This window comes from Clostridium paraputrificum, assembly GCF_900447045.1.
Classification (GTDB): Bacteria; Bacillota; Clostridia; order Clostridiales; family Clostridiaceae; genus Clostridium; species Clostridium paraputrificum.
In genome coordinates, this window is record NZ_UAWH01000017.1 from 87,099 (window position 1) to 99,909 (window position 12,811).

The window sequence follows — 12,811 nt, forward strand, 5'->3', positions numbered from 1 at the left end:
ATAAAAGAATAATAAAATAATTATAATAGCTTTTTTGTTCTTATTGGGCTCCTTAAAATAAATGATATTACTAAATTATACATAGACTCTTTTTGAATTATTACCCTATATTGTGTTTTTATTCAATCATAATTACATTTTACAATAATTACTTAACCTTATCAAATTAAAAAAGTTTTCATTAACAATCTTATTTACTGTAATAGGATCAACTTCTTTTATTAATGCAATCTTCTCTATTACATATTTTATATAATCTGATCTATTTCTTTTTCCTCTATTAGGCTCAGGTGACATGTAAGGACAATCTGTCTCTACAAATAACCTATCTAATGGTATTTCTTTAACCACCTCTACCAACTTTTTAGCATTCTTAAATGTTATCACCCCTGTAACTCCAATATAATATCCTCTTTTTATACATTCCTTAGCAAATTCTACACTTCCTGAAAAACAGTGTACTACCCCCACCACATTAGGAAACTCTTTAATAATTTCTAATGTATCTGCATGAGCATCCCTATCATGTATTACTACAGGAAGATTCATATCTTCTGCTAACTTCATTTGAGCCCTAAATGCATCTTTTTGAACATCTCTTGGTGGATTTTCTTCCCAATAGTAATCTAATCCAATTTCGCCCACTGCAACTATTTTATCATTCTCATTAATAATTCTTCTAAATTCTTCTAACCTATCTTCTGTAAGCTCATTAGCATTCTCTGGATGTATACCTATAGCCCCATAAATAAAATTATTTTCTTTTATAAGCCTACAAGTTTTACCAACACTATCATATGTTGAGGAACAATTTAGTATTCCAATAACCCCATTTTCTACTAACTCTGCAAATACCTCTTCTCTATCATTATCAAAGGCATCATCATCATAATGAGCATGACTATCAAAAATTCTATATATATTCTCCATATAAACACATCCTATCTAGTAATTTATTTATACATTATACACCATTGAGAAAAAAATAGCCTATACAGCTGACTCCCTTTCATGAATCTCTACTGTATAGACCAATTCTCCTTTATTATAACTTATTAAAGAGATATGGACTCTAACTTTCTTAAACTATTATCATAATCTTTAACTACACCTTCCACATCACTTTTCAAACTACTTTCTAGATTGCTGTGCTCATCAATAAATTTATTAGCATTATTCATTCCCATTTTCATTGCTTCTATTGCATTATCTAATATTTCTTTATCACTATTGGCAGAAAGTAGTTTGATTTTTTGAAAAAACTCACTCATCATACCGATTACTCCTAATGAATCATTAGCATCTCCACCTAGTTGTTCAATTCTATGTGTTATTGCTTCTTCATGTCTCTTAAATGTTTCTGTAACTTCCACTAAAGAATCTTTTAGCTCTTTAGACTCTGCTCTTTCAATATAATCCTTAAAAGTACTCCCTCCCATGTGGATTCCCTTCAAAAACTTATTCATTTCTTTTATTACTTCAGTATTATTGCTATCCATAAATATCACCTCAAATATAGTTTCATATAAATATAAATTTTTATACTATTTTTTTATTTATGTCACACAACTGTCATATCCTAAGTTTATATTTAAATACATAGTAGCTAAGACATATACGTTTATATTCTCTTATTTTTAAATGTATAAAAAAAGCAGAGGAGATATTTATTTTGCTTGTTCCGTCACTACGATCCAAGTAATAACATAACAAATATCTCCCCCATTCCTACTAAATGTAAAGAAAAAGACCTAGAGTATTTATCCCCCTTTTACTTAAATACTCTAGGTCTTTTTAGTTGTTAATATTTGTTAACAACTTGTTTCCAAAACATATTTCTTTTTGACACTATTTTGTCATATTTATAATGTAACATATAACTTGTAAAGTAGTTAAAGCATTATTATTTACCCCTTATAACCATCTTAAATAGATTGGTTTGTAGGACATCCCAAACCCCTATTGCGGATGTCCTATTTTTTTGTTTAATTTTTCTCTTCTTTCATCAAATTTAATTCTTCAATTGCATTCTTTTTATCTATTTTTTCAAATAGTATACTAATATCATCTATTTCACCTGACTTTATTTCTACATAGCTCCAAGTTGCTTCATTTAAACCTATAAAACTCCTTATTTTAAAAGAGGACTCAGGCATAAAAGGTTCTAATAAATTAGATAAATTGGCAATTAACTGCACGCATACATATAAATCTTTACCACATTCTATCTTATCTTTTTTAACTTTTACCCATGGCTCAAATTCATCAAACATTTTATTTGCTTTTCTTATCATTTTAACTATTTGCTGTAAACCATCTTTAAATTCTCCATCTTCAATTTTATCTCCAACACTAAAATATAGCTGAAGAATTTCATTTTTCAATGATTTAGGTACTTCGCCACTTGGAATTTCCCCTCCAAAATTCCTTTTAATAAACGTCAAAGTTCTATTTACAAGATTTCCATATAATCCAACTAAGTCATTATTAGTAGTATTTATAAAATCTCTCCATGTAAAATCAGAATCTTTATTTTCTGGCCCATTTAATATTATATAATACCTTACTGCATCTGAATTATATCTATCAATTATGTGGTCTACCCATATTGCCCAATTTTTTGCTGCTGAAAACCTCTTTCCTTCAAGCTTTAAATACTCTCCAGATACTTCCCTAATTGATGGATTTTTTATTCCTAATCCTGATAGTATTGCCGGAAAAATAACTGTATGGAATGGAATATTATCTTTACCATGAACAAAGTAAACCCTACTATCTTCACCATCCCAATATTCCTTATAATCTTCCCCACGTTCTTCAAGAACTTGCATACTTGCTGTTAAATATCCCATTACAGCTTCAATCCAAACATATATTTTTTTATCTTCATAACCACTTAGTGGTACATCTATTCCCCAGTTAAAATCTCTTGTTACAGCTCTATCTCTTAGACCTTCATCAAGATACCTCTTAGTAATTACTTCAGCATTTTTTCTCCAACCTTGTTGCTTTATATATAATCTTCTTACATCATTTTCAAACTTAGACAAAGCAAAAAATAAATGACTTGTATTTTTAATTACTGGTTCAGAACCACATATTTTACACCTTTTATTTAAAATTTCTGATGCTTCAAATATCTCAGAGCATTCTAGACATTGATCACCTAATGCCTCTCCTCCGCAAATTGGACATTTTCCTTCTATATATCTATCAGATAAAAATTCACCACACTCTTCGCAATACACCTGTTCAATATCTTTTTCATATATATATCCTTTATTATATAGCTCTAATATGAAGTTTTTAACACTATTACTATGATATTCTGTATGAGTTTGAGTGAATAAATCAAAAGAAAAATTTAACTTTTTAAAACAATTTAAAAACTCATTATAATATTTTTTAGAGGCTTCTAATGGTGTTATTCCTTCCTCTTTTGCTTTCATTGTTACAGGAGTTCCATGGGAGTCACATCCTGATACAAATACCACTTCATCTCCCATTAACCTATGATATCTCGCCAAAATATCCCCTGGTAATAATACTGCTATTCTTCCTAAGTGCAATGGACCATTAGCATATGGCCATGCATTTCCTATAATTACATTCAATAATATCCCCCCTTCTTAGAATAATAAAGATGATATGAATAAAATGAAGTCTTAATATTAAAACTCCCTAAAGAGAGCTACCTTAATTAAAAACCCAGCAAAGGCTGGGTTTTATACTTGACTCTATTATCTTTTTAACTTTATTATCCCTCTTATCTAACTACACTTCCTGTTGGTAATTCTCCTGGGTTAACAAGTGTTAATAAACTATCATCATCAGTAGATGCCGCAAGAATCATTCCTTGTGATAGCTCTCCTCTTAACTTAACTGGTTTTAAATTAGCTACAAGTACTACATACTTTCCAACTAATTCTTCTGGCTTATAGTATTTTGCTATACCAGAAACCACTTGTCTTTCCTCTCCACCTAAATCAACCTTTAATTTAAGTAACTTCTTAGCCCCCTTAATTGGTTCACAAGCAAGAACTTTTACTACTCTTAAATCTAACTTTTCAAAATCCTCTATAGTTATCTCTTCTTTAATAGGTTGGATTTCTCTTTTAACTTCTTTCTTTTGAGCTGCTTGAATAGCTTCTAATTCAGCAAGTTTTGCATCTATGTCTATTCTTGGGAATAAGTTTTCACCTTTATGAACCTTAGTTCCTGCAACAGTTCCATCAAAGCTTGATAGTGTTGACCATTCAACCACTGTAGTATTTAATTGTTCATTAATCTTCTTAGCTGTATCAGGTAAAAATGCTGATAATAATACAGATGAGAATCTTAAACTTTCAGCTAGATTGTATAATACAGTTCCTAGTCTTTCTTTCTTGTCTTCATCCTTTGCTAATATCCAAGGAGTTGTTTCATCAATATATTTATTAGCTCTTCCTATTAAATTAAATATAGATTCTAAAGCTTCTGGAATTCTTAATTCATCAATAGCCTTTTCTACTAAATTAGGAGTCTCTAGGGCTAACTTTATTAATTCATTATCAATATCTTCCTTAGCTGTTGGAGCAGGTATTACGCCATCAAAGTACTTTTCTACCATTGCAACAGTTCTAGATAAAAGATTTCCTAAATCATTACATAAATCTGAATTTATCTTCTTTATGAATATTTCATTATTAAATAATCCATCTGATCCAAATGGAATTTCTCTTAAAAGGTAGTATCTTACTGGATCCACTCCAAAGTTTTCAACTAAAACTACTGGATCTACAACGTTTCCTTTAGACTTAGACATCTTTCCTCCATCAACAAGTAACCATCCGTGTCCAAATACTTGTTTTGGTAATGGTAAATCTAATGCCATTAACATAATTGGCCAATAAATAGTATGGAATCTTAATATATCCTTACCTATTAAATGTACATCTGCAGGCCAATACTTTTTATATAATTCATTGTTATCACTTCCATATCCTAATGCAGTAATATAGTTAGATAATGCATCTATCCAAACATAAACAACGTGATCTTCATCAAATGTTACTGGAACCCCCCAGTCAAAGCTTGTTCTTGATACACAAAGATCTTGTAATCCTGGCTTTAAGAAGTTGTTTAACATTTCATTCTTTCTTGATTCTGGTTGAATAAAATCTGGATGTTCTTCTATATACTTTATTAATCTTTCTGCATACTTACTCATTTGGAAGAAATAAGCCTCTTCTTTTGACTTTTCTACTGGTCTTCCACAATCAGGACAATTTCCATTTACTAATTGAGTTTCAGTCCAGAAAGATTCACATGGTGTACAATATAATCCTTCATAAGAACTCTTATAAATATCACCTTTGTCATATAGCTTTTTAAAGATATCTTGGACAGCCTTAACGTGATAATCATCAGTTGTTCTAATGAACTTATCATAGCTAATATTCATCATTTTCCAAAGGTCCTTAATACCTGCAACTATTTCATTAACATGTTCAATAGGTGTTATTCCTTTTTCTTCAGCTATTCTTTGAATTTTTTGACCATGCTCATCAGTTCCTGTTAAGAACATTACATCATAACCTGTTAATCTTTTAAATCTAGCAATTGCATCTGCAGCAACTGTAGTATAGGTATTTCCTATATGCAAGTTAGTTGATGGATAATAAATTGGTGTAGTTATATAATATGGTTTTTTACACATTTTTTTAAATTCCTCCTTTTGTTTTCTGATAATAAAAAAGTCCCTATATAGGTATTTTGCCTATATAGAGACGTAATAAACTTATTTACGTGTTACCACTCTATTTCTTTTTTATCTCACGATAAAAAACTCACTAAGTGACTATCATCACTCTGCAATATAACGGTTGCTACCGTAACCATCTAACTTATTTAAGCTCAAAGGTTCTACTCCAAGACCATCTTCATAAAGCTTCTTTGACATTAACTTTCACCATACGTTAACTCTCTTTAGACTTTCTACTTTACTACTCTTCTCTTCATAGTATTTACTTATATTTTATGATAAATCAAAAAAAAATATCTGTCAAATATTTTAAAGTTACCAACATCAATAAATTCGTTTCTAAATTATCAAAGAAATAAATTAACACTGTGGTATAATATTCTAAAACAGTAAAGGGGAGATATAAATTGAATAGATTTGAATTTCCTAAGGTTGGCTATAGAAACCTTAAAACTGCTTTAGCAGTATTTATATGTATGGTTTTATTTGAACTAGCAGGAGATAAGAATCCTTTTTATGCTTGTATCGCAGCAGTTATATGTATGAAAGATACTGTTGAAAGCACTTTTAGTATGGGTAAAAATAGACTTATAGGTACTCTTCTTGGAGGTCTTATAGGAGTACTTTTTATATTTATAGTAGATAACATATTATTTCTACAATCTATAAATTCTCTTGTCACTGCTGTAGGTGTAATTGGAGCAATTTATGTATGTAATATAATAAAAAAGCCTGGTGCTGTTACCATTTGCTGTATTGTTTTTATAGGAATTATGATTAATTACGATGGACCAGCCTCATATTCTTATGCCATAGGTAGAAGTATTGATACTTCTATTGGAATAATAATAGCAATATTTATAAATAAATATATAAATCCTCCTGTAGAGAAAAATAAAGATTAACAAATAGTTTTCAGAATATTCTTGATTGTAAATATCTTCTTATATATAATAAAAATAACAGTCGAAAAAAGAGGATTTATTTTTAGGGGGTATTGGGATGAGTGATTTATCATTATTTAAAGCATTCTTGGTAGAAGCAAAAAAAAATTCTTATAATGGTCGAAATAAAAAGGTTCAATCTTCTAAACCAAACTCAGATGATTTTACTTTTAAAAAATACGATTATTACTACCTAGATAGCCACATAGGCAAACAGAGGTTTATTGGTCAAGAAGTTATTTGGAAAGATGAAAAGTCTTATTGGGGAATGAATTATGCTGGAAAATTATTAACTAATGATATTCCAAGTGGTTTTTCAGACTTTTTATCAGAAGCTTTATCTAGAGTTTCTGAAGATGCTCCTTATAGAGGACCAAAGAGTTTTAGAAAATCTGACTTTGAATATCAATGTCTTTGGAAGGGAGAAGTTGATTCTTTTAAAGGCGAAGAATTTATATCTTATAAAGGTTCTCCGATATTTAAATTAGATTTTCATGGTGGAACAATAAAATAGTCAATAAAATTAGAGCGATACTAAGGTAAGCATTATCTTAATATCGCTCTTTTATTTATTGTTATATTTATTTATTATTATGTTTATATATTTATTTATTTTTATATTTTACTTATGCTTCAACCTCATCAATAGGTTTTCCTATAAAATACACTAATAGACCAAGCCCTATAATAGATAATGGTAATACAATATATATCGGTAACCCTAATCCAACTGGAATATAACCAAATAATATTGTAAGTACTGCTACAAATAGTGCATACCACATTTGAGTCTTAACGTGAGCAATATGATCGCAACCTGCTCCCATAGATGACATTATTGTTGTATCTGATATAGGTGAGCAATGATCCCCAAATATTGCTCCTGTTAATACAGCACTTGTACTCATGATAATATAAGTCATATCTGGTGAAATTGCATGTGCTAGAGGAATAGCAAGTGGCATTAATATTCCCATTGTTCCATAAGCAGTTCCTGTTGCAAATGAAATTACTGCTCCAAATATAAATATTACACTTGGTAACAAGAATTGTGGTAATGAATCTGATAATAATGTTACTAGATATTGTGCTGTACCTAATTCTTTAATTACTGAACTTAAAGACCAAGCAAGTATTAATATAACTCCAGTTATAATTAATCCCTTCATTCCATCTATCCAGATTTCTATACCTTCTGATATAGTAAATATCTTCTTACAAACACCTAAAATTAGTGCTACGATACTTGCAAATAATGCTGCTTGGAATAATGCTATAGAAGCATCTGCATTACTGAAGGTTTGTTGTATTGCTGTAAATGAAAATGGAGATTCTGTTAATACAGCCTTTAATGCTATATCTTCTCCTGCCATAATTGCAGTATACCCACTATAATAGAAACTTGCTAGAGCTGCTACTATTAATGTTCCTATTGGAATTATAGCATTCCATATGCTTAATTTAATTCCACTCTTAGCCTCAAATTCTTCAGCAGTATCTTCATCTATTGCAATATCCTTTAATTCTTGCTCTCCTCTTCTTGCTTTTATTTCAGCCTTTCTCATTGGTCCAAAATCTCTTAAAAGTACAGCCGAGAAAACTACAAATGCAAGTATTAAAATGTTATAAAACCTATATGGAATAGTTTGTAAGAATACTCCAAATGAATCTACATTTTGCCCTATTCCAGAAAATGCATCTCCTATTAGCCCAACTTCAAGGCCTATCCATGTTGATATTATTGCAAGACCCGCAATAGGTGCAGCTGTTGCATCTATTATAAAAGATAACTTTTCTCTTGATACTTTCATCTTATCTGCTACTGGCTTCATTATTGGTCCAACAATTAATGCATTTGCATAATCATCAAAGAAAACAAATAACCCTAATAACCAAGTAACAATTTGTGTACTTCTTGGTGTCTTTGCTCTTTTAGCAAGCGCTTCAGCTACAGCTCTAGCTCCACCCATTTTAGAAATTAAATTAATAACTCCTCCAATAACTAATACTTGTAATACAATACCTGCGTTCCATGGATCTGCAAGTGAATTTAATGCTCTTTGTACAAAATCTAGGAATGCTTGTACAAAGGCTCCAAATAAATTATATCCTGCAAGCTGCACCATGAAACATCCCGAAAGTGTTCCTATAAACAATGATATTACAACATTTTTAGTTATAAACGCTAATATTATAGCTACTAATGGTGGTATAAGTGTTAATACTCCAAATCTTTCTGAATTTACTACAGCAGGTTCAACCTCTGCTGCAAATACTACAGTTGATGATAATAAAATTAGCATAAATGTAGATATGAACAATACTAAACTTCTAGTTCTGTTTTTCATAATAATTCCCCCTAAATTTTAATTGTGAAAAGATTTAGAGGTAAAAATAGGAAAAGCCTTGAGATAACACTCAAGGCTTAAAATATACACATTAAAAATCCTGAATGATAGCTCACCACAAAAACATTTGTGACAGTCTTATACATATTCTGCATAAGCCCAGCATTAGAATATTAAAGCTTTAATTCTATACTTCGGCGATAATTCCTTTCCTATTGCTTCATCCTGCTTACGTCCACAACAGTACTATTAAGTATCGCGCCTCTACCTCTTCTCTTATTCACTTGTAATAATTTAGGTTAATTATACATAATTTCTTATCCACTTGCAAGATTTTTTTAATAGTCTTTAGTAATTATTAACTTTTCCGTTTCTTTTTCTTACTTCTAAAGCCTCCATCTCTAACCACTGCTATTAATAAAAATATAGCAAATATAGCGGATATAATGTATCCAGCTATGCCCATTAAAGATATTCCTTTATATATGGGCCCTACATTATTACTTATTATCAATGATGATGCTATTATTAATGATGAAATAAGTAATGCTCCAACTAATCTGTTCACCATATTACTTATATGATCTACTGAATTTTCTAAATCTGTAATATTAAAATTAATCTTAGCTCTACCATCCGATATACTGCTTAATGCCTCAACAGCTTTGCTAGGAATTCTAGAAGCATCTCTAAAAAAAGAATATGCAGATAATACTAACTCTTCTTCATTTATATCTTTAATCAAAAGCATCTTATTTTTTCCTTTAACAAAGGATGTTATTACTGATATTATATCTAATTGCGGATCAACCTCTGCAATTACCCCTTCTAAAATCACTAAGCCTCTAAAAAGTATTGCAAGCTCCTTAGGAAATTGTATGTTATTATTCTTAACTATAGAAAACATTTCTTCCAATAATACAGCTATTTTTATATTTTTAAGAGATGTATTTAAATATGTTGTAAATAAATAAGATACGTCTTCATATAAGTTTCCTTTATTTACTTTTCCTCTCTTTATTCCAATAGCTAAAATAAAATCTACTATTTTACTCTTATCTCCTGTAGCTACTGCTATCATGGCTTTGTTTAACCAGTTTTTTAGTCCCTCATCTAGTTCTCCTGTTATACCAAAATCAATAAAACATATCCTTCCATTTGATATCAATAAGTTTCCAGGATGAGGATCTCCATGAAAAAAACCATCATCAAATATCTGCTTACAATATGATAATGCTAACTTTTTTGCAATATCTTTATTGCTATATCCTTTTTTTTCTATCATTTTCATATCATTTATCTTAAATCCATTTATATATTCTAAAGTTAATACCTTTTCACTACATAAACTAGATATAACATCTGGCGCATATATAGGTGAAATATTTTCATTGTTTTCTCTAAACTTAACTATGCTCTTACTTTCATCTATAAAGTCTAATTCCTTTTCTGTAGTTGATTCTAATTCTTCTATAACAGCAAGAGGATCAACTATATCAATATCAATTCTTCCCTTAGATAACTTTATTATTTTTTTAATTATATCTATATCAGTTTTCATAGTATTATATATATTCGGTCTTTGAATTTTTACAATAACTGCTCTTCCATCATTTAATATAGCTTCGTGAACCTGAGCTATTGAAGCTGATGCAGTTGGCTTCTTACTAAAGTATAAAAAACAATCATATATTTTTTTATTAATAGATTCTTCAAATACACTTTTAATATTCTCAAAACTTTCTTCTGGTGCTGAGTCTTGTAACTTTATTAATTCATTTATATATTCCTCTGGTAATAAATCTGGACGTGTACTTAATATTTGACCAATCTTTATAAATGTAGGTCCTAATTCTTCTAATGCCATTCTCAAATTGATAGGAGACTTTTTGCTATTATTAAATTTACTATCAATTAAATACCCAAAACCATATGAAATAAAAACTCTTATAATCTCTTGAAACCTGTCTCTAGATTTCATATAAAAACTCAACTCCCTAGATAAAATCCCTTACTTAACCATCTTTAAGCAAGGGATTTAAAATTTCTAATTAATTTTTTCTTCTAATCTTTCTATAATTCTTTTTAATTCTAATACATCAGCCTTTGTAGCGTAATTCTTTTCTTCTAAAATATCATTTAGCTCTTCTTTAGTTAATGGCTTTATATTATTCACCTTTTCTAACATAGATTCCTTTGCACCGTTAGCTGTATTTTTTACATCTCTTTTTAACTCTTCTGACAATTCTCTTCCTTCCTCTAAAGTTAATTTTCCTCTTTCAACTAACTGAGAAATTACCTCTGTTGCCTTTTCATATGTTAATGCAGCAGCACCAACTCCAGCCAAAAAGATATTCTTTGCATCACTTACCATAAAACCATCTCCAACTTATTCTTAATTAACCATAAATTATATTTACCCTTAAGTACCAAATTATATACTATATTTATTCATAAATTCCTCAATTTCTTCTACAGTCTTAATCATATCCTTTGTTAAAACTTCAACACCTTGTGATGTAACCACCACATCATCTTCTATTCTTATTCCAATACCTTCTTCTTCTATATAAATTCCAGGTTCAACAGTCCAAACCATTCCTTCTTGTAAAATAACATCTCTATTATTTCCTTCAATATCATGGGTATCTAATCCTAGACTATGGCCTATACTATGCCAATAATAATTAGAAACATCTTCTCTATCCTTTATTAAACCCAAATTAATGCATTCTTCTGCAATCCATTCTTTTGCTTTTTTATTTAAATCAAGGAACCTCACCCCTGGTCTTATTTCATTAATAACTTTCTCGTTAACTCTTAACACTGCATTATAAACTTCTTTTTGCCTGTTACTAAACCTTCCATTTACAGGGAATGTCCTTGAAATATCACCGTTATAATAATTATATTGCGCTCCTAAATCAAATAGAATCAAATCTCCATCTTTTATATCGCAATTATTATCAACATAATGTAATATGGTTGCATTTTTTCCTGCAGCAGCTATTGTTTTAAACGCAAAATCCTTTACCCCATTGCTCTTACAAACAAAATCAAAATATGCCTCTAATTCATATTCCTTCATTCCCACTTTACAGTTTTTCATTAAACTGTTTACACCTTCAATAGTTATATTTATGGCCTTTTTTATCTCTTCAATCTCTTCTTCACTCTTGATTAACCTTAAGGGTGCAATTAATGGTGCTAAATTTCTTATATTTGCAAATGGATACTTTCCTTTAACTTCATTTGCAAATTCTCCGACAACATTTTTTAGGCTATTAAATTCTTCTCTATCTATATCTAAATATAAGTTTACTTCAACTAAATTATTGAATGTTTTATTTAAAAATAATTTAAAAGTACTTATAAACGCTACATCCTCAACTCCCGATATTTCTTTTCCCTCTTCAGGCCTTATACTTTTACCAACCCACTTTTCCATTTCCTCATCTATATCTTTAATAAATAATCTTTCACTTATTACTCCATTTATTTTTGTTAAAACTAAAATATGCTCCTCTTCATCAATTCCTGTAAAATAGTAAAAGTTTCTATTAGGAGTAAATTGATATTGTTCATCAGCACTTTTTCTTGGTGCATTACCTGCAAAAAGAATTACTATTGAATTATCATTTACCTTTTCCATAAGTCTTTCTCTATTTCTTTTGAATACCTCTTTTATCATACGGTTCACCATTCCTTCCTTTAATCTATTAATAGTATATACTAATATTATACAAAAAAAGAAGCTTTCGTAAGAAAGCCTCTAA

Annotated in this window: 10 protein-coding genes, 1 riboswitch and 1 other annotated feature; of the genes, 2 read left to right on the forward strand and 8 right to left on the reverse strand. The window is 29.6% G+C overall.

The window, feature by feature from the left end; all coding sequences use genetic code 11:
• Positions 1-132: 132 nt before the first annotated feature.
• The 4 genes from DR024_RS15150 to metG (DR024_RS15165) all read right to left on the reverse strand — a co-directional run bounded on the left by DR024_RS15150 (position 133) and on the right by metG (DR024_RS15165) (position 5,728).
• The gene (locus DR024_RS15150; RefSeq protein ID WP_099328417.1) at positions 133-930 is read right to left on the reverse strand and encodes a TatD family hydrolase; all 798 of its coding nucleotides are present in this window, start codon (positions 928-930) and stop codon (positions 133-135) included.
• Positions 931-1,055: 125 nt separating this feature from the next.
• Entirely contained in the window at positions 1,056-1,499 is a 444-nt protein-coding gene (locus tag DR024_RS15155; protein WP_027098560.1) for a DUF2383 domain-containing protein, read from the reverse strand.
• Between the two features lie 486 nt (positions 1,500-1,985).
• Entirely contained in the window at positions 1,986-3,614 is a 1,629-nt protein-coding gene (metG, locus tag DR024_RS15160; protein WP_065254637.1) for a methionine--tRNA ligase, read from the reverse strand.
• 152 nt (positions 3,615-3,766) lie between these two features.
• Complete coding sequence (gene metG / locus DR024_RS15165; protein ID WP_278335687.1) at positions 3,767-5,728, reverse strand: methionine--tRNA ligase; 1,962 nt, start codon at positions 5,726-5,728, stop codon at positions 3,767-3,769.
• Positions 5,729-5,761: 33 nt separating this feature from the next.
• Positions 5,762-6,009: a binding site (T-box leader), on the reverse strand.
• Positions 6,010-6,150: 141 nt separating this feature from the next.
• Between metG (DR024_RS15165) and DR024_RS15170 the strand changes: the two genes are divergently transcribed.
• On the forward strand, positions 6,151-6,648 hold the full coding sequence (locus DR024_RS15170; protein ID WP_027098563.1) for an FUSC family protein: 498 nt from the start codon (positions 6,151-6,153) through the stop codon (positions 6,646-6,648).
• Between the two features lie 97 nt (positions 6,649-6,745).
• Positions 6,746-7,201 carry a DUF5680 domain-containing protein gene (locus tag DR024_RS15175; RefSeq protein WP_027098564.1) on the forward strand — a complete coding sequence of 152 codons (456 nt, stop codon included), beginning with the start codon at positions 6,746-6,748 and terminating at the stop codon, positions 7,199-7,201.
• Between the two features lie 112 nt (positions 7,202-7,313).
• Here DR024_RS15175 and DR024_RS15180 read toward each other — a convergent pair whose 3' ends face one another.
• The 4 genes from DR024_RS15180 to DR024_RS15195 all read right to left on the reverse strand — a co-directional run bounded on the left by DR024_RS15180 (position 7,314) and on the right by DR024_RS15195 (position 12,726).
• Positions 7,314-9,035, reverse strand: coding sequence for a Na+/H+ antiporter NhaC family protein (locus DR024_RS15180; RefSeq protein WP_099314248.1), 1,722 nt, complete (start codon positions 9,033-9,035; stop codon positions 7,314-7,316).
• A gap of 100 nt (positions 9,036-9,135) precedes the next feature.
• Positions 9,136-9,310, reverse strand: a riboswitch (Lysine riboswitch).
• 83 nt (positions 9,311-9,393) lie between these two features.
• Positions 9,394-11,016 carry an ABC1 kinase family protein gene (locus DR024_RS15185; protein WP_099314247.1) on the reverse strand — a complete coding sequence of 541 codons (1,623 nt, stop codon included), beginning with the start codon at positions 11,014-11,016 and terminating at the stop codon, positions 9,394-9,396.
• A 66-nt stretch (positions 11,017-11,082) separates the two neighbouring features.
• Complete coding sequence (locus DR024_RS15190) at positions 11,083-11,409, reverse strand: phasin family protein (protein WP_099314246.1); 327 nt, start codon at positions 11,407-11,409, stop codon at positions 11,083-11,085.
• A gap of 60 nt (positions 11,410-11,469) precedes the next feature.
• Positions 11,470-12,726, reverse strand: coding sequence for an aminopeptidase P family protein (locus tag DR024_RS15195; protein ID WP_111919108.1), 1,257 nt, complete (start codon positions 12,724-12,726; stop codon positions 11,470-11,472).
• Between the last annotated feature and the right edge of the window lie 85 nt (positions 12,727-12,811).

Bases quoted from the DNA above. Each gene is read 5' to 3' on its own strand.
- DR024_RS15150 (WP_099328417.1), bottom strand. From the start codon at position 930: ATGGAGAATATATATAGAATTTTTGATAGTCATGCTCATTATGATGAT.
- DR024_RS15155 (WP_027098560.1), bottom strand. From the start codon at position 1,499: ATGGATAGCAATAATACTGAAGTAATAAAAGAAATGAATAAGTTTTTG.
- DR024_RS15175 (WP_027098564.1), top strand. From the start codon at position 6,746: ATGAGTGATTTATCATTATTTAAAGCATTCTTGGTAGAAGCAAAAAAA.
- DR024_RS15180 (WP_099314248.1), bottom strand. From the start codon at position 9,035: ATGAAAAACAGAACTAGAAGTTTAGTATTGTTCATATCTACATTTATG.
- DR024_RS15185 (WP_099314247.1), bottom strand. From the start codon at position 11,016: ATGAAATCTAGAGACAGGTTTCAAGAGATTATAAGAGTTTTTATTTCA.
- DR024_RS15190 (WP_099314246.1), bottom strand. From the start codon at position 11,409: ATGGTAAGTGATGCAAAGAATATCTTTTTGGCTGGAGTTGGTGCTGCT.
- DR024_RS15195 (WP_111919108.1), bottom strand. From the start codon at position 12,726: ATGATAAAAGAGGTATTCAAAAGAAATAGAGAAAGACTTATGGAAAAG.